Genomic DNA, 21,790 nt, shown 5'->3' with positions numbered 1-21,790 from the left:
CATGATCCGCACACACCATATTCGCGGGCGCGCCGCCCTGGTCGTCGCGTCCCTGCTGTTGCTGCTCGGCCTGACCGGGCCCTCGGCCTGGGCCGAGCCGCAGACCGATCAGCCACCGCCGGAACAACCCTCGGCCGCGTGCGCGCAGACCCCCACCTCGGGCACCATCCAGCGCACGATCGGCGACCGGGTGTATCTGCTGCGCGTCCCGGCCGGGCTGCCCAACCCCGCACCGCTGCTGCTGGCCCTGCACGGCGGGGGCAGCGGGCCCGGGGTGCACGAATCCCAGAGCGGCTGGAGCGGTTTCGCCGATGCCAAGAAATTCATTGTCGCCTATCCGCGCGGCGGGCTGGCCAACGACAACGGCACCTGGTCCTGGCACTACCTGCCCGGGCAGAATCAGGACGAGCAGTTCCTGCGCGCCGTGATCGACGATATCAGCGGCAAGTGGTGTGTCGACTCCCGTCGCATCCACGTCTCGGGCCACTCCAACGGCGGCCAGATGACCACCCGGATGGCCTGCAGCGCAGCGGATCTCATCGCCTCCGCCGCGGTGTACGCGGGCCCGGCGCACAGCGTGAACCCCTACGACTGTGCCATTTCCCGCCCGATCTCCTTCGGGTTGTTCGCCGGGCAGAAGGATCCGATCGTCAATCTGGCCCTCATGGTCACCCATCGGCTGAATTGGCAGATCCGCAACGGCTGCACCAGCCCGCCGGTGAGCGAACCGCGCCCCGACGGCGTGGTCGCCGCCGAGGTCAACACCTGCAACGCGGGCACGAAGGTGGTCTGGCGGGTGTACGACGCGGGTCACGGCATACCCGGCGGGGCGCTCGGGGCCGATATCCGCAACCGCATGTGGACCATGTTCCAGAACAATCCCCGGCCCTGAGCCGTGACCACCGAGCGCCCGCGGCTCGCCGCCGCGGGCGCCTCGGCGCGCCCCCGCGGCGTCAGTCGTCCTCGTCGCCATCGACGACCTTGATCGAGCGCGCCGCGAACAGGCCCAGGATCGTTTCCAGGAACGAAGTCCCGACCTTCGCCTCGACGGCCTTGCGCCCCAACCAGACCAGGGTGAACGGCGGCGTCGCGCCGAAACCGCCGTGCAGGCAGTCCGCCAGCGCGTCCAGGCAGTTGCCGAAGTATCCGCCGGGCCCGTTGATCGCCTCACCCATCGCACAGTGGAAACCCGGTTCGTCGACCACATCGGTGGTGTCGAGCACGAAGGTCGAACCCGGCGGCGAATCGACGCTGCGCTGCACGAAGTCGGCGTGCCGCGACACCTCGAGCCAGGCCTGCCGCCCCTCGGCCGACAGCTGCGTCCACAGCTTCGGACCCACCGGGCCGCCCTCACGGCGCAGATCCCACAGCGCCCGCGAGGACGGCAGCGGCTTGCGCAGCATCCATCCCGACAGGTCCAGATCGAAGCACGCGAGCTCGCCCGCCGCGCCGAGGCGGCGTACGGGCGCGTGGTCCACGACCACATCGGCCACGAAATACGACCCCAGATAGACCCGCCCGTTGCGCAGCATCAGCAGTTCGGCATTGCCGATCACCCAGGGCAATCGCCTCGACTGCAGATACGACCAGTACATCGGATCGCTCGGGGCGGCATCGACCAGCCGGAAGGTGAACCGGCTCTCCGTCGTCGTCGCCGACTCGGCCTCGAAGAAACCGGTCACCTCGGCCGCGTGGAAGGCGGTGACGTCGCGGTCCTCGAGGTACAGCGCGTAGCGCCACCGGCCGTCCGTTCCCCTGCGCCGCGCGCGCTCGTTCACTCGGCACGCCTCCACCCCGACCAGCCCCCGATTCCCCATGACGATCCCTCCCGTATGTCCCTCGGATCGACCCACATGACTCCGCCGAACGCCCGTCCGGCCTATCCGCGAAGTTACGGGGCGCACCGGAGCGAGACATCCGGACACGGTTGTGTTTCCGACGAAACCGAGCGCGTAGCGGCCGAACGGGGTCAACTGCGGAGGTAGTGAAGATCGGCGAGCGGTTGACCGCGTCCGGGGCCGTCCCCTCCGCGACCCCAGCGGCCGGTACCTCGCTCATGAGAGTAGGGAATGGGCCACCGGTTGAAATCCGACGACAGTGGTGTTTTCGGCCAAACCCGCTGCGCATCAAGCCATCAACGTCAACCATGGGATCAGGCCCGGCGGGTATGCGGGTTGACCGCGGACCCGGTGGGCCGACGGTCGCAGAAATCTGCGCGGATGAGCTCCCGACCAGACGGTTTCTTGGTATTTTCGGACAGAACGTTCACCGGATGTCGGGCCTGGCTCGGCGCGTGGAACAACCGCTACCTGTCAACCGTCCGGCGAAAGGGCTCAGCGTGTCGTCACGAACCGCGCACTCACTGCGAACAGGAATTTCGGCCGTCATGGCGGCCGTGGCGGTGGCGGCCGGGGTGGCGGCCACCGCCGACGCGCCGCGCGCGCAGGCCGCGCCCGCGGACTGTCCGGAACTGAACGTCGTCGCCGTGCCCGGCACCTGGGAGACCTCGCGCGACGAACCGCGCCAGGGCATGCTCTCCCTGGTGACCCGCGGCCTGCCGCGCTCCGTCCGCACCGATTACGTCAGCTACGCCGCCACCGCGCTGCCGTGGGAGGGCGAGGTGTACGGCCTGTCCAAGCGCGAGGCCGTCAGCAAGGCCCGCGACCTCGTCGCCGCCACCGCGGCCCGTTGCGATCGCACGCGGTTCGCCCTGATCGGCTACAGCCAGGGCGCGGACGCGGCGGGCGATCTGGCCGCGGAGATCGGCACCGGACTCGGCGTGGTCGCGCCGGACCGGGTCGTCGCGGTCGGCCTGCTCTCCGATCCACGCCGCTCCCCCACCGACCCGCTGGTGGGCCCGCCCGTCCCCGGCATCGGCGCGGGCGGCGTCCGCATCGGCGGCTTCGGCTGGCTCGGTCCGAAGGTCCGGACGTTCTGCGCCGCAGGCGATCTCTACTGCGCCGTCCCCACCGACGACCTGGCGGGCCGCTTCGCCGGATTCGCCACCCAGCTCTCCGCTCCCGACCCCCTGCAATTCGGCAATTACGCCCAAACCCTGCAGTCCATCCTGTCCGAGGCCCTGATCCCCGGCACCACGGCCATCCTCAACGCCCCGCCGGACAACCCCGCCAGCGAACAGTGGCAGCGCCAGGTCCAGGAATTCCTCGAATCCGGCGCCCACCAGTCCTATCCGCACTACGTCGTCGACCCCAACGGCACCACCGCCACCACCTGGCTGCACAACTGGATCGGCGATCTGGCCGCCGAACCTCGGTGAGCGCGCGAAAGGTTTTCCGGTCTCGTTCCGAACCTCGGTGGCGCGGAATATATTCGTGACACCAGCGTGCCGCCGGGGGCACGGGTGGAAGGGCATCGCGGTGAGCGCGGGTGACACTGGCGAGACGGTGAGTCCGTTCGATCGGCCCGCGTCGGCACGCGCCTACGGCTGGATGCTGGGTGGTCGCGATGTCTATCCGGTCGATCGCGACATCGTCTTCTATGTGCTGGGGCGGTTTCCCGAATGTGTGGACATCGCCCGGCAGAATCGGCAATTCCTGTATCGAGCGATTCGCTATCTGGTCGAGGAGGCCGGGATCCGGCAGTTTCTCGACATGGGATGCGGGCTGCCGACCGAGAACAATGTGCATCAGGTCGCGCAGCGGTTCGATCCGGACGCGCGGGTGGCCTACGTCGATATCGATCCCATCGTGCTCGCGCACGGGCGCGCCCTGCTCACCGGAAATCCGGGCACCGCGGTCGTTCAGGCCGATATGCGCCTGCCCGAGGCGATTCTGGCCGAGCCGCAGGTGCGGCGGCTGATCGACTTCGCCGAACCGATCGCGGTGCTGTTCCTGTCGGTCGGCCATCACCTCAAGGATGACGACGAGGTCGGGCAGGGGACGCGGCATACGGTGCGGCACATCATCGATACGGTCGCGGTGCCGGGCAGCCATCTCGCCTTCTCCCAGGTCGTCAGCGACGATCCGGACGTCGGCGCGATCTTCGCGGCGAGTATCGACGACTCCGGCGTGCCCTGGCAGAGCCGCACCCCCGCGGAGGTGGACGCGCTGTTCGACGGTCTGGAACCGGTCGAACCGGGCCTGGTGAATCTGGTCGACTGGCGGCCCGATCCGGATCAGCCACCGCTCGCGCCGGTGCCCGAGCCACTGCTCCCCTATGTCGGGGCCGCCACCCGCCGCCACAATGTCTACGAATACGGCGGAATCCTGCGCAAACCCTGAGCCCCGTTCGCGACGGGGCTCAGGGGGCGCGAATATCAGCCGCCCAGGCGCGCCTCGATCGCCTCGATCAGCCGCGGCCGCAGTTCGGCGGGGCGGATGATCGCATCGACCGAGCCGACCTCGACCGCGCGCTGAATGTTGTGCACCCGATCGAATTCCGCGGCCACCTCACCGAGTTTCTCGGTGCGCACCGACGATCGAACCTCGTCGAGCTCGGCGGTCAGGGCGGCACGGTCGGTGGCCGAGGCGTTGGCCGCGCGCGCCTCCAGCTCGCGCACGCGCGGATCGGTCGCGGTGCGGGTGTCGACCTCGCCCGCGAACACCACTGCCGCGGCCGGGGCGCCGCCGAGCACCGAGGCGAACGAGCCCTCCAGCGCGAGCACGGTCATATTCGGGTTGAGCGCCTTGGAGAACACCACGAACGCGCCACCGTGGTACCGCGAGATCACGCAGAACACAATGGGCCCTTGGAAATTCACGATCGCGCGCCCGATCTCCGCGCCGTACTCGAGCTGCAGCTTGCGCATCGACTCCGGGGAGCCGTCGAAGCCCGACAGGTTGGCCAGCACCACCAGCGGACGATTTCCGCTGGCCGCGTTGATGGCCCGCGCCGCCTTCTTCGACGACTGCGGGAACAGCGTGCCCGCGGTGTAGGTGTCCGGGCCGTCGGTGGGAACGAAGCCGCGCCGCGACACACCGCGGGATTCGATGCCCAGCAGGCACACCGGAATTCCGCCCAGATGCGCGTCCTGCACCACCGCGGTCTCGGCGTCGGCCATCCCGGCCCAGCGCTCGAGCACCGGATGGTCCTGATCGGCCACCGCCCGCATCACCGTGCGAATGTCGAAGGGCTTCTTGCGATCCGGATTCTTCGCCGCGGAGAAGATCTCGCCGACGGTGGTGAAATCGCTGCCCTCGATCACATGCGGGAAATCCGAGACGTCGCGGTCGGCCGGGTCGCTGGTCTGCGCCCGCCGCGGCGACTGTTCACCGGGTGCGATGTAGGTGTGGTCGTAGTGCGACATCAGAATCGCCCGCGCGGCGGTCAGATTCGGCGCCCAGTACTGACCCTGGCCGTTGGGGCCCATCACGCGGTCGTAGCCGCCGATGCCGAAGTTGTCCTCGGCCGACACACCGCCGGAGAAGTCCAGCGCCTGCTTACCGGTGAGCACCATCGCCGAATCCGGCGTCATCACCAGAATGCCCTTGGTGTGCATCAGCATGGTGGCCTCGGCGTTCCAGTACGGCTGCGCGCCGACGTTTATGCCGGAGACCACGATATTGATCTCGCCGCCGTCCTGGGTGAACTCGACGATCCGCTTGAGCGCGGCCGCCACCCAGTCCATGTTCTCGGTGCCGGACTTCATCGAGATCCGCGCGCCCGAGGACAGCGCGTACCACTCCAGTGGCACCCGCATCCGCTCGGCCAGATCCAGGGCCGCGATCACCCGGCGGCACTCCGGTTCCGACAGTGCGCCGAGCGATTTCGTCGGATCGCCGAGCAGCACCACCCGGGAGACGCCCTCGGGATGCCGCTCGGTCGGGGTGGTGACCACGCCCGCGACCATCGCGGCGGTATTGCGGCCCTTGGGCCGATCGACCGGCACCAGCGTGTGCCGCGCGTCGAGGTCGTATTCGGTGAACTCGCCGAGCAGACTGGTCAATTCGTACGGGTAGACGGTGTTGCGGCTGCTGGCGCGCAGCACCTTCTGCCGGTACTCGTCCAGCGGTTCGACCGCGTCGTCGGTCCGCTCGCCGACGGTCACCTCGGTGCCGCCGGTGGGGTCGAAGGAGATCCGCACGGCGACCTTCACCAGTTCCCCGGACTTCTCGTCGCGCTGGCGCGCGATGATCAGGATCTCCTCCAGCCCGGCGCCCACGGTCGTCGGTTCCACGCGCTCGACGACGGTCTCGAACTCGGCCGGGGTGATATCGATCGGCGGCCAGATGTACATGACGATGCGGTTGGTGTTGAACCGCTTGGCCGAGGGCCGCCGCGACTGCGCCCGGCGGATGGAGTCCAGACAGGTGGCAATGGTGGCCTCGGCGGTCGGCAGCGCCAGCAGGCGGCCGTCGTGCTCACGCAGCGCCGCCAGGTCACGCACCTGGGCGAAGGCGACCAGCCGCTCGTCGGCCGGATTCTCCTTGGCCACGCACCGGAACAGGTACACCTCGTCGTTGTCCGAGGACGGCAGCCGGGTCAGATCGAACTTGCGCAGCCGCTTCATCTGCATCCGCTCGGCGATGTACGGATGCAGGCCGCGGATCAGCCGCTCCTCGGCCATGCCGGTGGCCGACGGGCGGAAGGTGAAGTGGTGGTGCATGACCGCGCCGCCGCTGCCCGCGACGGTGGTGGTCACCCGGTGCACCTGGTTCGGCAGCGGTTGCGCGCTGAGCGCCTCCTGCAGCGCGGCGGCCATCGCGTCGAAGTCCTCGGGCTGATGCTCCCAACCGAGGTAGATATCGGCCTCGATGGAGACCGCGCCGGTGGCCAACTCCTTCAGCCCGCGCAGCACGGTGTCGAGGGCGTCGAAGCTGACCGCGGCCGACACCAGGGTCAGGCCCCGGCGCTCGGCGATCACGAAGGTGCAGCCGCCCACCTCCTGGGTGCGCACGCCGGTGAGGCCCTTGTTGCCGTAGTAGCGGCGGGTCAGCACCTCGAGCATGACCGAGTTGTCCCGGCTGCCGCGCACCAGGCGCTGCGCGAGCAGCCGCACCAGCGGCTCGGTGCTGCGCACCATATCGGAGATGCGCTCGGCGCGATCGGTGGCCTCGGGGTGAGCGTCCAGGTAGCTCAGGTGCTTTCGGACATTGGTGTACACCCGGGCCCGGTTGCGGCGCAGCAGCGGCTGACCGAACCAGGCGAACACCAGCCCGCGGGCCAGATCGGCGATCACCGGGAAGCGCACCTGCGTCGCGGCCACCAGCCGCTCCAGCGCCAGGCCGGTCGGCTCGCGCAGCGCGCGGTCGGGCACCGGCTCGCGCAGCCACTCGCGCAGCAGGGTGGTGACGACCGTGACGGTGTCGGCGGGCCGCTGCTGGGCCAGGAAGATCCGGAACACCGCGGCCTCGAGATCGGGGGTGCGGTCCAGTTCGGTGACGCCGTAGTGCCCGAGCGCCTTGGCGAGCTTGTCCCGATAGGACTGCGGCAGCCCGGCCCGCTCGACGTCGAGGCTCTGCAGATAGGCGTGGAAGTACTCGCGGGCGCTGTGCACGTGGCCGTGGGCGCCGTCCTCGTCCCAGGAGCGGTTGTGGCTCAGCTCGGCGAGATCGGCGAACACCTGCAGCAGTTCGATCTCCTCGGCCAGCGGCCGGTGGTTGTCGGCCAGCGCGGCGCGGCGCGCGGCGAGGTAGTCCTCGACCACCCGGCGCTCGTCGTGCGGATCGACATCGAAGCCCAGCAGCAGGCTGCGCAGATCCTGCAGGCCGCGGGCCAGCCGCTCGAACGGCCGGGCGGGCGCGGATTCGCCGGGCAGGTCCAACTCGACCGCGCCGGTCGCGGCGGTCTCGGCGGTCTCCTCCTCCTCGGCCAGTGGTTCCAGCCGCAGCATCGGCGCACCGGTCTCGACCTGGGTGCCGACCGACACCGAACATTCCTTGAGCCGGGCCCGGAACGGCGCGCGCAGCACCGTTTCCATCTTCATGCTCTCGAGCACGAGCACCGGCGCGCCCGCCTCGACCTCGGCGCCGACCTCCAGCGGCATGGCCACCACCAGCGCGGGCGCGGGTGCGCGGACGACGCCGCCCTCGTCGCGGCTGATCCGATGGGTCACGCCCTCGACATCGACCAGGTGGATCGGCCCGTGCGTGCCGGTGATCAGGCGGTAACGGGTGCCGTTGACCACGATCTGCCCGGCGTGGCTGTCGAAGCGCTCCAAATCCACGTCGGCCGTGCGGATTTCGCCACCGGCCTCGATGCCGATCCGGAAACGGTGAGCGCCGATGCGGGCCACGCGCACGCGGTAGCCAGCACCGCGCAGCTTCAGGTCGAGCGGTCGGCCGCTCTGATGCTGCACCTGCGGCCGCCCGCCGGACGCGGTGGACAGCAGCCGCTGCCGCTCGGCGCGCTCCTCCTCCTCGTACGCGTCGATCGCGGCGGCGGCCAGCGCGATGGCGGAGTGGCGGTGCGAGACCAACCGGCCCTCGTCGCGGACGCGGTCGATCCAGCCGGTGTCGGCGCTGGCATCGATCACCTCGGGCTGATTGAGCAGATCGAGGACGAAGCTCTTGTTGGTCGCGCCGCCCTCGATGACCACCCGGGTCTGCACCATCGCCCGGCGCAACCGGCCCAGCGCCTCGTCGCGGTTGCGGCCGTAGGCGATGATCTTGGCGATCATGGAATCGAAATCGGCGGGAATGACGTCGCCCTCGCTGACGCCGGTATCGACCCGAATGCCCGGTCCCGCAGGCAGATCCAGCCGCGCGATGCGGCCGGGGGCGGGGGCGAAGTCGCGGTCGGGATCCTCGGCATTGAGCCGGGCCTCGATGGCGTGGCCGCGCTCGCGCGGCGGCTCACCCTCCAGCTTGCCGCCGGAGGCGACGTGCAGCTGCGCGCGGACCAGATCGAATCCGGTGGTGTACTCGGTGATCGGGTGCTCGACCTGCAGGCGGGTGTTGACCTCGAGGAAGGCGAACAACCGCTCGCCGGGGTGGTACAGGAATTCCACGGTGGCCGCGCCGCGGTAGCCGACCGCCACCGCCAGCCGCTCGGCCGAGGCCTTGAGCTCGGCGGACTGCTCGGCGCTGAGCACCGGCGAGGCCGACTCCTCGATGATCTTCTGGTTGCGCCGCTGCACCGAGCAGTCGCGCACGCCCAGCGCCCACGCGGTGCCCTGGCCGTCGGCGATCACCTGGACCTCGACGTGGCGGGCGCCGGTGACCAACCGTTCCAGGAACACGACACCGCTGCCGAACGCGCGCGCGGCCTCCTGCCGGGTGCGTTCGTAGGCGTCGACGAGTTCGGCCTCGTTGTTGATCTTGCGAATGCCGCGGCCGCCGCCACCGGCGGTCGCCTTGAGCATCAACGGGTAGCCGATCTCGGAGGCGGCGGCCACCGCCGCCTCCACGGACTCGACCGCGCCGCGGCTCCACGGCGCCACCGGCACGCCGACCTCCTCGGCGATCAGCTTGGCGCCGATCTTGTCGCCGAGTTTGCGCATGGCCTCGGGGCTCGGGCCGATGAAGGTGACGCCGATCTGCTCGCACAGCTCCGCGAAGGCCGGATCCTCGGCGACGAAACCCCAGCCCACCCAGGCGGAATCGGCCTTGGTGGTGATCAGGGCGCGCTCGAGTGCCTTGAGGTCGAGATAGGGGCGCGCGGCGGCCGGGCCGAGGTCGTAGGCGATGTCGGCCTCGCGCACGAAGGTCGCGTTGCGATCGACATCGGTGTGCAGGGCAACCGTTTCGATGGGTACCCCGGTCTCCGCTGCCAGATCTCGGACGGCGTGAATGAGGCGCATGGCGGCCTCACCCCGGTTCACGATGGCGATGCGGCTGAACACTCACCAGCTCCTTCCAGTTCACAGCTCGGGCCCGGCTCGGGCGAGGGTCGCGACTTCCGGCTCCGCGTAGTGTGCACCCTCTTGGGTTGTATGTGCACAGCGAGCCGGTGTTACCGGCACGTATGGTGGGCAATACCTCAGGGGTAACCAGGGCAGCGGACGCGTTGACCTGCAAGGCTCTTGGGCGGACGGAGGCTATCGGGGTGGACGGGATTCTCGACGAACTGCACGCGCGCTGCGCCGAGATCGCGGGCGAGGCGATCCTCTCGGGCGAGGAGCACCCTACCCTCACCCTCACCACGCGCGAGATCGCGGACCTGCTCGACCACATCGCCGAACTGCGCCGCGCGACCGGCGCGGCCGCCACCGCCCTGCACCGCATCCACACCGTGCTCGACCAGCGCACCGCGCATCCCGAGGCCGCTGCCCAGCAGGCCCGCAGCATCGCCCGCCACGCGGCGCGCGATCTCGACACCGCGCTCAGCCATTGAGGGCGCGCCCCGCTCCGGCAAACCCCGGGTTTGCGCCGAGACTGCGGGGTATCCGTGCGGCAGGAGGTGAATGCCATGCCCAAGGAATGGACCGACAAACAGGAACGCCAGTACGAGCACATCAAGGATTCGGCGAAGGAACGCGGTGCGAGCACCGGACGGGCGAAGGAGATCGCGGCCCGCACGGTCAACAAGAACCGGGCGCAGTCCGGCCAGACCAAGACCGCCAGTCGCTCCTCGGTCAAGGACAAATCGCCCCAGCAGCGCGGCGGTCAGCGCTCCGGCCGCAAGAGCCCGAAGGGTCCGACCCGCGACCAGCTCTACAACGAGGCCAAGAGGCGCAATATCAAGGGCCGTTCGTCGATGACGAAGAGCCAATTGGAGAAGGCCCTGGGCCGCGGCTGAGTTCGGCGTGGCGGGCGGTGGACAACAGCGCGGCCGACGCCAGCACGGCGAGGACCGCGAGAACCGCTGTCGCGGTCGGCGCCAGCCGCTCCCACCAGATGAGATAGATACCGCCCGCCGCGAGCACGGCCCCCGCCGCGGTGGCCACGGGCGTGGTTCGGGCGGCGTATCCGGCGCAGTACACATCCCAGTGCGCCAGCACCCGGACCACGCCGAACAGGATCATGCCGCAGCCCAGAATCCACAGCGGGCGCTGGCTCCACCACAGCTGCGGATCGCCCGGCAGCAGTGCCGCGGGGGCGAGCAGCGCCGCGCAGGAGACGAGGGCGAGCACGGGGACGTGCCAGAGATAGATCGTCATCAGATGCGTTACCGCATAGGCGATCACGCGCCGCGCCCGCGGCGGCGGCCTGCGGCCCGCCACCCGCCGATCGAGGAGGTCGAGCACCACCACCTGCAGGACGGCGAGGATCGCCATGGCGGCCGTGGGCGGATACAGGTTGGAGACCGGGGCATCGGCCAGCCCGTACATGGCCTTCGGATACGGACCGGCGAACACCATCACCGCGAGGGCGGCCACGCCGCCGACCATGACCGCGACCATCCGGCGCACGGGTATTCGCCGCAGCGTCCCGCGGGCGTACAGCACGCCGAGCTGATGGCAGAACAACCAAACCAGCAACAGGTTCACCTGCGCGACATCGAGCCCGGCGAACTTCGAAACATCCACCGCCGCAGCGCCTGCCAGCAGTAGTGCGGGCAGCGCCCACGCCGACCGGTCGTGCGTGCGGACCGCCCACGGCGCCACCCCCACCGCCACCAGATACACCGCCAGGAACCACAGCGGACTCGCCAGCGCGTACCCGGCCGCCCTCGCCATCGCCTCCGAACGCAGCCGCACCAGCCACACCACCGCCGCGAGCACCACGACCAGCGGAACCACCGGCATGACCAGGCGGCGCACCCGCGGCCCCAGATACGCCCCGATCCCCGCCCCCTGCGCCCGCCAACGATCCACGATGCCGGTGTTGGCCAGCCCGCCCGCGACGAAGAACAGCGGCATCACCTGCAGCACCCAGCTCAATGCCCACACCGGCTTGCCGTGCAGGGCCGGATCGCCGCGAATCGTGCCGTCGGCCACGGTGATTCGCACCGAGATCCAGTGCACGACGACCACCACCGCGATGGCGAACATCCGGGCGATGTCGATACACCAGTTTCGCGGTGGCCTCCCGTCGGCCGCAACGGTCACAGTGCAGGCTTAGCGGGTGGGACTGAATTCGGGGTGAACGCTTGGCGCGCAGGCGATCTCGAAAGGGCGGCGAGTTTCGCTCAGCGCGGCGGTCCGGCATCGACGCGGCGCAGCATCGGGTCGGCCCGCTCGAGCCGGTCCCCCGCGGGCATACGCTCCTGCCACCACGTCATCCCCGCCTCGGCCAGGGCATCGAGCAGCCTGCGCGCCGCGCCCGGCTCGGGCGGCGTCGCACCGCCGCAGACCACATCGAACGGATGTCCCGACAGCGCCGGATCCCGCTGTCCACCGATGAATTCGCGCAGCGCCCGGACATCCTCCGGGCGCGGCGGGGTGCCCGGCACGTCGGACAGGATCGGGATCACCCCGTCGTAGCGGGCCGCCCGGCGCATCGGCGCCTTGTTCGGCCACTGCCCACCCACCCAGATCGGCACCCGTGGCCGCTGCACCGGCGGCGGCAGGAAACGCACCTCGTCGAGGGTGACGTATTCGCCTCGGTAGCTGACGGTTTCGCCGGACCACAGCAGATCCAGCGCCGCGAGGCCCTCGTCCAACCGCCCGGCCAGTTCGCGGGGATCGGTGGGCTCGCCGAAACTGCCGTACTCGTCGGGGATGGGACCGCCGAGCCCGACGCCGAGCACCATGCGCCCGCCGCTGAGCCGATCGAGGGTGGCGACCTCGCGGGCCAGTTGCTGCGGCCGCCGCCGCGCGACCGGGGTGACGGCCGTGCCCAGCCGGATCCGTTCGGTCGCCAGGGCCGCGGCCGTCAGCAGCACCCACGGATCGCCGATCTCGCGGGGGGTGGTCTTGTCGTAGACCAGGTGGTCCCAGACCAGCAGGCCGTCCCAGCCCGCGGCCTCGGCACGGGCGGCCAGTTCGGCGAAGGTGCGGGGGTCGGCGAAATCGCCGAAGTTCGGCACATTGATCGCATAGCGCAGCGCCATGGCACCCGATCCTCTCCACAGGTCGGTTATTTTCTGGCTATCCTCGCACGGTCCGGGCGCGCGGCCCGGAAGCGAGACGAGGAGGTCATCCATGCCGCGATTCGAGGCCAGCATCGAGGCCGCGCCGGGCGGTGGGGCCTACGTCCGGGTGCCGGAGCGGGTGATCGCGGATCTCGGTGGCGGCGGGCGCATTCCGGTGCGGGCGAGCTTCGACGGGATCGACTACACCGGATCGATCGCCGCGATGGGCGGCGGGCCGTGCCTGGGCATGCTGAAATCCATCCGCACCACCCTGGGCAAACAGCCCGGGGACACGGTCACGGTGACCGTCGAGCGGGACACCGCCGAACGGCAGGTCGAGGTGCCCGCGGATCTGGCCGCCGCCCTCGACGACGCCGGGCTGCGCACCGCCTTCGACGGGCTCTCGTTCACCCGCCGCCGCGAACAGGTCGCCGCGATCACCGACGCCAAGCGGCCCGAGACCCGGGCCCGCCGGATCGCCAAGACCATCGAGTCGTTGCGCGGCACCGAGAATCGGTGACATCGACCACAACCTTCAAACGAGCTGAAGCCTAGGGCTATGCTTCAGCCGTTCTGAAGGGAGTTTCGGTGCAACATTTCCTGCTGTCGGTGCACATTCTGGCGGGCATCGTCTTCATCGGCGGATCGGCGGTCGCGACCAGCCTGTTCTCCCGCTACGCGCCCGTGGTCGGCGACGCGGACGCCCCGCCGCGCAGCCGCGCGGTAGCCGTGGCGCTACACCGCATCACCGGCACCTATGCCCTGCTCGGCCTGATCGTGCCGGTCGTGGGCATCGTGCTGGCCGGGGTGCAGCAGCGGCTGGGCGAGGTCTGGATCACCGTGGCCATGGCCCTCACCTTCATCGCCGCCGCCCTGCTGGCCAGCATGATCCATCCGATGCAGCGCCAGGCCCTCGCCCAACCCGACGACGGCCGCCGCCTGCGCACCCTGTCCATGCTCGCGGGCGCGTACAACCTGCTCTGGGCCGTGGTCGTGGTGCTCATGATCGTTCGCCCGGGCAGCAGCCTGGGCTGATCAGCAGCGAACGCCGGTCACCGCGAACCGCTCGACCTCGGCGACATGACCGCCGGTGGCCACCGCGACCGTCAGCGCACCGACACAGCCGTCGCGCAGCGCGACGGTCGTGCTCCACGGAGAATCCGTGCCCCCCGCGGGAATCGGCTCCGACACCCCGAGCGGCTCCGGCGCGGGAATCGCCCGCACCTGCACCCGCAGACTTTCGTCGACTCCGGTGACGAGCCCGCCGACGGTCAGCGGCGAGGTGACCCGCGCACCGTAGGCCGGCGCGGTGACCGACAGCGTGGTGTCCTGGGTGCCGACCACCTCCCACGGGGCATCCGGCGGCGGCCCGAACCGGACCAGATGGACCACCGCGGCGGTTGCCAGCCCGCCACCGGGACGCTCGAAACCGACCCCCACCCAAGCCTCCGCACCACGCACCGACGACGACACCACCTTGTCGATATTCGCGTAACCCAGGTAGTACGAGGCGAAATAGAGCGCGGTCTGCCCGGGATCCAGATGCCAGGGCTGCAACCCACCCTCCCCGTAGGCCACCTCCCACGCCGAGGCCGCCGCCTCGTCGACGAACGGCCACAACGGTGGATAGGGGAAGGTATCCGACGGCGGCACAGCGGGCGCCGCGGCGGAGAGCGGCCCCGGTTCCGCGGCCGCCGGGGCCGAATCGGGCGGCGAGACGGCCGAGTTCACCCGCGTCCGGTCGTCTCCGCGCACCCACAACCACACCACCACGACGACCACGACCAGCAACACCGCCAGCGCGGCGAGCGAATACGCCTGCCTGGAACCAGTTTTCGGGGCCATACCTACCAGCATCCCCCTCGGTTTCGATTCCCGACAGGCGACCGCGCGGGGCGATGCGCACCGCGCCCCGGCCTTCACCGAAGACCGGGGCGCGGAAGCGGCTGCGCCGGGTGGCTATTCGACGATCTCCAGGCTGCCGTTCGGGACCAGCGCCAGGCCCGCCGGGTCGACCCGGCCGATCACCGGGCCGGTGCAGTTGCGGCCCTGGTGCACGAGAACGACCTTCTCCGTGGTGTTACCGACCGTGGTCTGGAACGAGTTGCCGGTGTCGATGCAGCCCGTCGGGTTCTCGTAGAGCTTGCCGTTGATGCTCACGGTGCCCTCCGCGGCGTGGGCGGCTCCGGCGCCCAGCACGGTGAACGCGCCCGCCACCAGGGTGGCGGCGGCGAACCCAGCGGTACGAATCATGGGATCCTCCAGTTCATTTCGACGTCCCGACCGTCGACAGGCTACTCGCGGCCGCGCCGGCGTCACACATCGGTCGCGTGCCGGGTCGTGCGTGCAGGCTAGCGGGTCGCATCCGGTCGCGCGGCCGATATCGCGGGGTTCGAGGAAGTTTCGCGATCGCATGGGCCGGGTAGTCCTCTCTGGTGGCTCTCTTCGTCCGTGCCGTCGCACTGGGCCGAGTGGGTCGGGATTTTTGGGTCGCTTGGTGGAGGCTAGGAGAAGAGGGTGGCGGTTGTACTCGTGCTGCGCGCACGCGGACTGGGTGATCTACTCACCGCGGTCCCGGCATTACGCGCGCTGCGTCGGGCCAGGCCACGCGATCACATCGCGCTCGCCGCGCCGTTGAGGCTCGAGCCGATCGTGGATCTGATCGCATCGGTGGACGAGATGGTGCCGACCGCGGATCCGGAGAGTATGCGTTGGGACGGCGAGGCGCCCGAACTGGCGGTGAATCTGCACAGCGGCGGGGCCGAGGGGATCGTGGAGCTCGCCAAGACGAATCCGGCGCGGATTCTCACCTATCGCAATCCGGCGTTCCCGGACCTGGACGGTCCGGACTGGCAGCACGATATGCACGACGTGGACCGCTGGTGTCATCTGCTCGAATCCGACGGCATCGCCGCGGATCGGCGCAATCTCGGCCTGGTGCCGCCGGTGGCCCCGACCAGCCACCGCGACTGCGTGGCCGTGCACGTGGGCGCGGGTTCGCCCGCGCGGCGCTGGCCGCCGGAGCGATTCGCCGCGGTGGTGCGGCATCTGCTGGTGCAGGGCCGCGAGGTGGTGCTCACCGGCGACGAATTCGAACGCGATATCGCGCTGTCGATCGCCGCGCGGGCCGGGCTGCCCGCCCAGCAGGTACTGGCCGGGCGGCAGAGCCTGCTCGAGGTGGCCGCGACCGTCGCCGAGGCCGCGCTGGTGGTGTGCGGCGACACCGGCGTAGCCCACCTGGCCACCGCCTTCGGCACCCGCACGGTCCTGCTGTTCGGGCCCACCCCGCCCAGCCGCGGCGGACCGCCGCCACATCTGCTCAACCGCCATATCGTGCTGTGGGCCGGACGCACCGGCGACCACGACGGCGCGGCGACCGATCCGGGTCTGCTCGAGATCGGCGTCGACGAGGTCATCCAGGCGGTGGACAAGCAGCTCACCAAGCGGATTTGGCCGGGCGCGGCGGTGGATCGGCGCCGGTCCGCCTTTCGGCGCGTGGGCTGAACGGCGTTCTCCGGAAACGGATTTCGGCCGGGACTAGGGCTGGTCGGCGCGCTCGGCGCGCGAGAGGGCGGCCGCGTAGGCGGCCAGGGCCGAGGGCCAGAACTGTTCGAGATAGTCGCGGGCGTCGGCGAGGCCACGCGGATCCAGGGAATACAGCCGCCGATTACCAGCCGGGCGCACCATCACCAAGCGCGCCTCGCGCAACACCCGCAGATGCTGCGATACCGCCGAGCTGCTCACCCCGATCGTCGCGGCCAGCTCCCCCACCGAGCGCGGCGCGGGCGGCAGGGTCTCGAAGATCGCGCGGCGGGTGGGGTCGGCGAGCGCCTCCAGCGCGCGGACTCCATTAGTGGCCACTTAAATAGTGTGGCTGTTCGCTGACCGGACGGTCAAGGTCGGCCCGGTCGCCGATTTTCCCGGTGAATGCGGAATTACCCGCATGTAGTTCGGCCAACCGGACATTTTCGCGCCCCCGGACAACCGTGTGACGGTTACGACAGGATTACGAGCGGCCTGCGAGATTGTCGTAGGTTGCCATCCATGCCCGTGACCGTTTCGTTATCTTCGCGGCGGGCCCGGCGCGCGGCCAAGGCCGTGGCGATCACCGCGGTCGTCGGTGCCTCGATCGGCACGCTCGGCGCCGCCGACCGGCACGGCACCGGCTCGGCCCCGGGCCTGGCCGCCGCCGCCCACACGCTCGGGCCCGCGCCCGCCGCGCTGGCCGCACCCGCCGTCGCACCCGTGCCGCCGCCCGCACCACCGGCCGCGGAGCCCTGGCCGATGGCCAAGGCCGCCCGGGAAATTCGCCGCACCGTGCGTCCCGTCGCGGGCGTGCTCACCTCCGGCTTCGGCACGCGCTGGGGCGAACTGCACGGCGGCATCGACTTCGGCGACGCACTGGGCGCCCCGATCGCGGCGGTCACCGACGGCGTGGTCGTCGAGGCCGGGCCCGCATCCGGTTTCGGGCTGTGGGTGCGAGTGCGCCAGGACGACGGCACCATCGGGGTATACGGCCACGTCAACGACATTCTGGTGACGGTCGGCCAGCAGGTCCGCGCGGGCGAGGTCATCGCCACCGTCGGCAATCGCGGCTACTCCACCGGTCCGCATCTGCACTACGAGGTCTGGACCGACGAGGGCGGTACCAAGATCGATCCCATGCCCTGGCTGCTCGCGCGCGGGGTGGATCCGGGGACCGCGCCGCACTGAGGCCGATGGTCGCGGACCGGATGAGGGGGTTCGCCAATCACGGACCTCATGCCGCGGCGCTGTGGGGGCTCGCCGCCGGAAAGGAAACAGCTAGGACGAGCGGTTCTTCAGGAACGAGACCTCGTTGGCGCTGCCCGAGACGGCGATGTCGACCTTGCCGTCGCGGTCGAAATCGGCGAGGACCGGGGTCTGCGGCTGGGAGGTCACGGGGAAGTTGCCGACCTTGGTGACCGTGCCGTCGCCCCTGCCCTGCAGGACCACCATGGTGGAGGTCAGGACCGCCGACATGGCGGCGTCCTGATTGCCGTCGCCGTCGAAATCGGCGACGGCGATGCTGGTGGGGCCGGCGCCGGACAGGTTGACCCGATTGGTCTTCTTGAAATCGCCCTTGCCGTCGGAGAGCAGGACGGTGGTACTGAAGGAGAACGAATCCGCGGTGATGACGTCATCGATGCCGTCCCGGTCGAAATCGGCCGCCCGTACATCCTCGGTGATCAGGCCGCTGGTGCTGGCCCCCTGGCGGGTGAAGCCGCCGTCGCCGTTGCCGAAGAACACCTCCACCTGCTGCAGCACATCGTTGTTGACGGCCAGGTCCGGAATGTTGTCGCCGTTGAACCTGCCGGTGGTGTAGGCCGCGGACGTCCCGGCGATATGCGCGGACGGGCCCGCCCGCAGCGTGCCGTCGCCATTGCCGAACCAGGTCTTCACCCCGGTCGGGACCATGCTCAGTACATCGGCCCGACCGTCGCCGTTCACATCCACCACCGCGACCTGCTGTTGCGCACCCTCCACGCTGACGTGGGTCTGCCCGGCGCGGAATGTCCCGTCACCATTGCCCAGGAATATCGCGACCTTCACCCAACCCTGCAGCACCACATCCTGTTTCCCGTCCCCGTTCAGATCCCCCGCCGCGACCGCCCCGAACCCGTTGCCCACCGATCCGACCCGCGTCCCCGGCCGGAACGTCCCGTCTCCCTTGCCGACCATCAGCACCGCCCCGTCCCCACCGAAATCCGCGGCCACCACATCGGTGACCCGATCACCGTTGAAATCGGCCCCGACCATGCCGATCGGCGCGGGACCCGGACCCCACGAGGGGAAGTTGCCACCCGAGGGCGAGGCGACCGCGGGCGCGAAGTCGATCCGCCCGGCCGCCAGTGCCGGTGCGGCGAGCACAGCCGCGAGGACCGGTGCACAGAGCGTGAGAACAAGGCGAAGGGATATGCGGCGAACGTGCATGAGAATTCCTGTGTCGAGCCGAGCCACTCGATGTGGTGACAGGAATTTTCGGCGACGAGAACAGCAGGTCACGCCGGGTTCCGCCGAATTCGTCGAATTGGCGGGCGAACCGGCGCGACACTGGGCACAGTGCCCGGTTCAGCGCAACCGCTCGGCGTCCTTGGTCAGCATCACCAGCGTCTCGGTCAGCGCCGCCAGCTCCGCCGCGTCCGCGCCCTCGGCCACCGCGGTCGCCACATCCTCGGCCGCACACCGCGCCGCGAACCACCGATCGGCCAGATCCGCGGCCTCCTGCGCCGACAGCACCACCGCGTCCTCGGGAATTCCAGTGCCCTCCAAGCCCTTCCGATGCTCGTAGGCGCGCTGCCGGCAGGACTGCCGACAATAGCGGCGACGCCGCCCGATCTCGGATTCGGCGATCTCTCGTCCACACCACGAACAGGACGACAGCACACGACGCGGCATGAGCCGACACCTTAACGGCAACGGGGCCCGAACGAGCGTGGGCGCGCCGAAATTTTCCCCACCTGCAAGCACCGAGTAAAATGATGGGGTTGACCCTCGCCGGGAACTGTTATACGGCTTTCCGCGTTGCAAGACATGTAGAGCGTTGCCGACAGGCTAGAGAGGACCGCACACCATGGCAGATCGCGTACTCCGAGGCAGCCGGCTCGGAGCGGTGAGCTACGAGACCGACCGCGACCACGACCTGGCGCCGCGTCGGGTGGCGCGGTACCGGACCGAGAACGGCGAGGAATTCGATGTTCCCTTCGCCGACGACGCCGAGATCCCCCCGACCTGGCTGTGCCGCAACGGGCAGGAGGGCATTCTGATCGAGGGCACCACCCAGGAGCCCAAGAAGGTCAAGCCGCCGCGCACCCACTGGGACATGCTGCTCGAGCGCCGCTCCAAGGACGAGCTCGAGGAGCTGCTGCAGGAGCGGCTGGAGCTGCTCAAGACCCGTCGCGGACGGGCCTAGCCGGTACGAACACGACGAAAGGCCGCATTCCCCGCAGAGTGAATGCGGCCTTTCGCGTATCCAGCCACGCGTTCGGAACAGCTCAGTGGCTGGCGACCTTGCGGTACTGCGCCAGCGCCAACGGCACCGCGACCGCCAGAATCCCGACCGAGCACAGCACCGCGTATTCCACGCAGTGCTCGGCGGCCCACCCCTGCGGCGCGGCGAAGGTCGGCGGGGCATCGTTGACGAACAACTTGCGCCCGGCCGCCGAGACCGCAGTGATCGGGTTCCATTCCGCGATCGTGCGCAGCGGACCCGGCAGCGATCCGGCGGAGATGAATGCCGAGGAGATGAACGTCAGCGGGAACATCCAGATCAGCCCCGCGCTCTGGGCCACCTCGACCGTGGGCGACAGCAGTCCGGTCAGCGCCCCGACCCACGACATCGCGAACGCGAACAGCAGGATCACCGCGAACGCCAGCGCGGCATCGGCGATCGGGCCGTTGATCCGCCAGCCCACGACATAGCCGCAGCCCACCATCACCGCCAGCGACAGCACGTTGACCACCAGATCCGACAGCGTCCGCCCCATCAGCACCGCCAGCCGCGACATGGGCAGCGTGCGCATCCGGTCGATGATGCCCTTGGACAGATCGTTGGCGAGCCCGACCGTGGTGAAGGCGGCGTTGAACGCGACGGTCTGGGTGAAGATGCCCGCCAGCAGGAATTCCCGATACTGGCTGCCGCCCAGCGATTCCGCGAAGATGTAGGCGAAGACGAAGACGAACATCAGCGGCTGGATGGTCGCGGTCACCAGCAGCGTCGGCACCCGCAGGATCGTCAGCAGATTTCGGTACGCCACGATCGCGCTGTCGCGAAAGACGCGCACCGGCGCGGAAATTCGGCCCACCCGCACCGAACCGCCTTCCGCGCCGCCGACATCCGGCTCGACCGCCAGCTCCGCGGTACTCACGACATGATCTCCTCTGCAACGTCGTCGGTTTCGGATTCCTCACTCGCCGTGGTCGAGGTGCCGGTCAGCGCCAGGAACACCTCGTCGAGGCTGGGCCGGTGCACGCCCGCGTCGACCACGTGCACCCCGGCGTCGTCGAGACGGCGCAGCGCCTCGACCATGGTCCGCGAGCCGTCGCCGACCACGATCGAGACCTCCTCGGTCCCGGCCTCGTGCGCGGGCTCGCCGATGCCGACCTGGGCCAGCACCGACATCGCGGTCTTCGGATCCTGTCCGGCGGCCAGGGTGACGGTGAGCCGGTCGCCGCCGATCGCGGTCTTGAGCTCGTCGGCCGAGCCGCGCGCGATCACCCGGCCGCGGTCGATGACCGTGATCCGGTCGGCCAGCAGGTCGGCCTCCTCCAGATACTGCGTGGTGAGCAGCACCGTGGTGCCGTCGTCGACCAGTTCGCCGATCACCCGCCACATGTCCAGGCGCCCACGCGGATCCAGGCCGGTGGTCGGTTCGTCGAGCACCACCACCTGCGGCCGGGCGACCAGCGCGCCCGCCAGATCCAGCCGCCGGGCCATGCCGCCGGAATAGGTGCCCGCGCGCCGATCGGCGGCATGGTCCAGGCCCAGCGCCGCGAGCAGTTCGCTGGCCCGCGCCGCGGCCTGCTTGTGGTTCATCCCGTAGAGCCGGGCGACCATGCGCAGGTTCTCGAAGCCGGACAGGTTCGCGTCCACCGCCGCGTACTGGCCCGACAGTCCGATTCGGGTGCGGGCGCGGGCCGGATCGCGCAGCACGTCGACCCCCGCCACCCGCACCCGCCCCTCGGTCGGCTTGAGCAGCGTGGTGACGATGCGCACGGTCGTGGTCTTACCGGCCCCGTTGGGCCCGAGCAGCCCCATCACGGTGCCCTGCGGGATCTCCATATCGATTCCGTCGAGGACCCGCACCCGGCCGTAGTTCTTCACCAGGCCCGCGACCTCCACCGCCAAACTCATGCCTCCACCTCGCTGGCGCTCGGCTCCGGCATGTGTTTGCACACGCTGTGCCCATGAGTTCGC

At 70.0% G+C, this 21,790-nt stretch carries 20 protein-coding genes and 1 pseudogene; 10 read left to right on the top strand and 11 right to left on the bottom strand.

Annotated features, from left to right (window positions below; genetic code table 11):
• The first annotated feature begins 1 nt into the window (after window position 1).
• Window positions 2-892 carry a PHB depolymerase family esterase gene (locus tag NDR87_RS16040; RefSeq protein WP_251913644.1) on the top strand — a complete coding sequence of 297 codons (891 nt, stop codon included), beginning with the start codon at window positions 2-4 and terminating at the stop codon, window positions 890-892.
• 61 nt (window positions 893-953) lie between these two features.
• On the opposite strand, the pseudogene NDR87_RS37885 reads toward NDR87_RS16040, so the two are convergent.
• A pseudogene (locus NDR87_RS37885) lies at window positions 954-1,172 on the bottom strand (barstar family protein); the annotation flags it as partial.
• A gap of 1,214 nt (window positions 1,173-2,386) precedes the next feature.
• Here NDR87_RS37885 and NDR87_RS16030 point away from each other — a divergent pair.
• A complete protein-coding gene (locus tag NDR87_RS16030; RefSeq protein WP_251913645.1) occupies window positions 2,387-3,277 on the top strand; it encodes a cutinase family protein in 891 nt (296 codons plus the stop codon).
• A gap of 127 nt (window positions 3,278-3,404) precedes the next feature.
• Complete coding sequence (locus NDR87_RS16025; protein ID WP_251941158.1) at window positions 3,405-4,241, top strand: SAM-dependent methyltransferase; 837 nt, start codon at window positions 3,405-3,407, stop codon at window positions 4,239-4,241.
• A 35-nt stretch (window positions 4,242-4,276) separates the two neighbouring features.
• On the opposite strand, the gene NDR87_RS16020 is transcribed toward NDR87_RS16025, so the two are convergent.
• Window positions 4,277-9,742 carry a carboxyl transferase domain-containing protein gene (locus NDR87_RS16020; protein WP_251913647.1) on the bottom strand — a complete coding sequence of 1,822 codons (5,466 nt, stop codon included), beginning with the start codon at window positions 9,740-9,742 and terminating at the stop codon, window positions 4,277-4,279.
• 203 nt (window positions 9,743-9,945) lie between these two features.
• Between NDR87_RS16020 and NDR87_RS16015 the strand changes: the two genes are divergently transcribed.
• Window positions 9,946-10,233, top strand: a complete 288-nt coding sequence (locus NDR87_RS16015) for a hypothetical protein (RefSeq protein ID WP_251913649.1) — start codon at window positions 9,946-9,948, stop codon at window positions 10,231-10,233.
• Window positions 10,234-10,308: 75 nt separating this feature from the next.
• The gene (locus NDR87_RS16010; RefSeq protein ID WP_251913651.1) at window positions 10,309-10,638 is read left to right on the top strand and encodes a plasmid stabilization protein; all 330 of its coding nucleotides are present in this window, start codon (window positions 10,309-10,311) and stop codon (window positions 10,636-10,638) included.
• Here NDR87_RS16010 and NDR87_RS16005 read toward each other — a convergent pair.
• The gene (locus NDR87_RS16005) at window positions 10,580-11,890 is read right to left on the bottom strand and encodes an acyltransferase family protein (protein WP_251913653.1); all 1,311 of its coding nucleotides are present in this window, start codon (window positions 11,888-11,890) and stop codon (window positions 10,580-10,582) included. The two genes, NDR87_RS16010 and NDR87_RS16005, sit on opposite strands and share 59 nt — an antisense overlap.
• Before the next feature lie 80 nt (window positions 11,891-11,970).
• Complete coding sequence (locus NDR87_RS16000; RefSeq protein WP_251913655.1) at window positions 11,971-12,834, bottom strand: LLM class flavin-dependent oxidoreductase; 864 nt, start codon at window positions 12,832-12,834, stop codon at window positions 11,971-11,973.
• Window positions 12,835-12,925: 91 nt separating this feature from the next.
• Here NDR87_RS16000 and NDR87_RS15995 point away from each other — a divergent pair, with 91 nt between their 5' ends.
• The gene (locus NDR87_RS15995; protein WP_251913656.1) at window positions 12,926-13,375 is read left to right on the top strand and encodes a YdeI/OmpD-associated family protein; all 450 of its coding nucleotides are present in this window, start codon (window positions 12,926-12,928) and stop codon (window positions 13,373-13,375) included.
• Between the two features lie 68 nt (window positions 13,376-13,443).
• Window positions 13,444-13,890, top strand: coding sequence for a hypothetical protein (locus NDR87_RS15990; protein WP_251913658.1), 447 nt, complete (start codon window positions 13,444-13,446; stop codon window positions 13,888-13,890).
• Here NDR87_RS15990 and NDR87_RS15985 read toward each other — a convergent pair whose 3' ends face one another.
• Both NDR87_RS15985 and NDR87_RS15980 read right to left on the bottom strand, forming a co-directional pair.
• Window positions 13,891-14,700 carry a hypothetical protein gene (locus tag NDR87_RS15985; RefSeq protein WP_251913659.1) on the bottom strand — a complete coding sequence of 270 codons (810 nt, stop codon included), beginning with the start codon at window positions 14,698-14,700 and terminating at the stop codon, window positions 13,891-13,893.
• Between the two features lie 114 nt (window positions 14,701-14,814).
• A complete protein-coding gene (locus NDR87_RS15980; protein WP_251913664.1) occupies window positions 14,815-15,108 on the bottom strand; it encodes a hypothetical protein in 294 nt (97 codons plus the stop codon).
• 264 nt (window positions 15,109-15,372) lie between these two features.
• Here NDR87_RS15980 and NDR87_RS15975 point away from each other — a divergent pair, with 264 nt between their 5' ends.
• Entirely contained in the window at window positions 15,373-16,359 is a 987-nt protein-coding gene (locus NDR87_RS15975) for a glycosyltransferase family 9 protein (protein ID WP_251913665.1), read from the top strand.
• A 33-nt stretch (window positions 16,360-16,392) separates the two neighbouring features.
• Here the strand turns inward: NDR87_RS15975 and NDR87_RS15970 are convergent, their stop codons facing one another.
• Window positions 16,393-16,716: a metalloregulator ArsR/SmtB family transcription factor gene (locus tag NDR87_RS15970; protein WP_251913666.1), complete on the bottom strand. Its 324-nt coding sequence runs from the start codon at window positions 16,714-16,716 to the stop codon at window positions 16,393-16,395.
• A 183-nt stretch (window positions 16,717-16,899) separates the two neighbouring features.
• Here NDR87_RS15970 and NDR87_RS15965 point away from each other — a divergent pair, with 183 nt between their 5' ends.
• On the top strand, window positions 16,900-17,568 hold the full coding sequence (locus tag NDR87_RS15965; protein ID WP_251913667.1) for a M23 family metallopeptidase: 669 nt from the start codon (window positions 16,900-16,902) through the stop codon (window positions 17,566-17,568).
• Between the two features lie 90 nt (window positions 17,569-17,658).
• Here NDR87_RS15965 and NDR87_RS15960 read toward each other — a convergent pair whose 3' ends face one another.
• Window positions 17,659-18,744, bottom strand: coding sequence for a VCBS repeat-containing protein (locus NDR87_RS15960; protein ID WP_251913668.1), 1,086 nt, complete (start codon window positions 18,742-18,744; stop codon window positions 17,659-17,661).
• 201 nt (window positions 18,745-18,945) lie between these two features.
• On the bottom strand, window positions 18,946-19,272 hold the full coding sequence (locus NDR87_RS15955; protein WP_062512128.1) for a hypothetical protein: 327 nt from the start codon (window positions 19,270-19,272) through the stop codon (window positions 18,946-18,948).
• Between the two features lie 175 nt (window positions 19,273-19,447).
• Between NDR87_RS15955 and NDR87_RS15950 the strand changes: the two genes are divergently transcribed.
• On the top strand, window positions 19,448-19,786 hold the full coding sequence (locus tag NDR87_RS15950) for an RNA polymerase-binding protein RbpA (protein WP_251913669.1): 339 nt from the start codon (window positions 19,448-19,450) through the stop codon (window positions 19,784-19,786).
• Between the two features lie 82 nt (window positions 19,787-19,868).
• Here NDR87_RS15950 and NDR87_RS15945 read toward each other — a convergent pair whose 3' ends face one another.
• Window positions 19,869-20,657, bottom strand: coding sequence for an ABC transporter permease (locus NDR87_RS15945; protein WP_251913880.1), 789 nt, complete (start codon window positions 20,655-20,657; stop codon window positions 19,869-19,871).
• A gap of 80 nt (window positions 20,658-20,737) precedes the next feature.
• Entirely contained in the window at window positions 20,738-21,727 is a 990-nt protein-coding gene (locus tag NDR87_RS15940) for an ATP-binding cassette domain-containing protein (protein WP_251913670.1), read from the bottom strand.
• Window positions 21,728-21,790 lie beyond the last annotated feature (63 nt).

The sequence above is a fragment of the Nocardia sp. CDC159 genome, assembly GCF_023740735.1.
GTDB lineage: Bacteria > Actinomycetota > Actinomycetes > Mycobacteriales > Mycobacteriaceae > Nocardia > Nocardia pulmonis.
This window is presented reverse-complemented; position numbering and strand designations above follow the sequence as displayed.

Coding starts and splice junctions, on each gene's coding strand:
- NDR87_RS15955 (WP_062512128.1), bottom strand. CDS start 19,272: ATGCCGCGTCGTGTGCTGTCGTCCTGTTCGTGGTGTGGACGAGAGATC.
- NDR87_RS15965 (WP_251913667.1), top strand. CDS start 16,900: ATGCCCGTGACCGTTTCGTTATCTTCGCGGCGGGCCCGGCGCGCGGCC.
- NDR87_RS15985 (WP_251913659.1), bottom strand. CDS start 14,700: ATGGCCCCGAAAACTGGTTCCAGGCAGGCGTATTCGCTCGCCGCGCTG.
- NDR87_RS15950 (WP_251913669.1), top strand. CDS start 19,448: ATGGCAGATCGCGTACTCCGAGGCAGCCGGCTCGGAGCGGTGAGCTAC.
- NDR87_RS16010 (WP_251913651.1), top strand. CDS start 10,309: ATGCCCAAGGAATGGACCGACAAACAGGAACGCCAGTACGAGCACATC.
- NDR87_RS15940 (WP_251913670.1), bottom strand. CDS start 21,727: ATGAGTTTGGCGGTGGAGGTCGCGGGCCTGGTGAAGAACTACGGCCGG.
- NDR87_RS15995 (WP_251913656.1), top strand. CDS start 12,926: ATGCCGCGATTCGAGGCCAGCATCGAGGCCGCGCCGGGCGGTGGGGCC.
- NDR87_RS16030 (WP_251913645.1), top strand. CDS start 2,387: ATGGCGGCCGTGGCGGTGGCGGCCGGGGTGGCGGCCACCGCCGACGCG.
- NDR87_RS16040 (WP_251913644.1), top strand. CDS start 2: ATGATCCGCACACACCATATTCGCGGGCGCGCCGCCCTGGTCGTCGCG.
- NDR87_RS15980 (WP_251913664.1), bottom strand. CDS start 15,108: ATGATTCGTACCGCTGGGTTCGCCGCCGCCACCCTGGTGGCGGGCGCG.
- NDR87_RS16000 (WP_251913655.1), bottom strand. CDS start 12,834: ATGGCGCTGCGCTATGCGATCAATGTGCCGAACTTCGGCGATTTCGCC.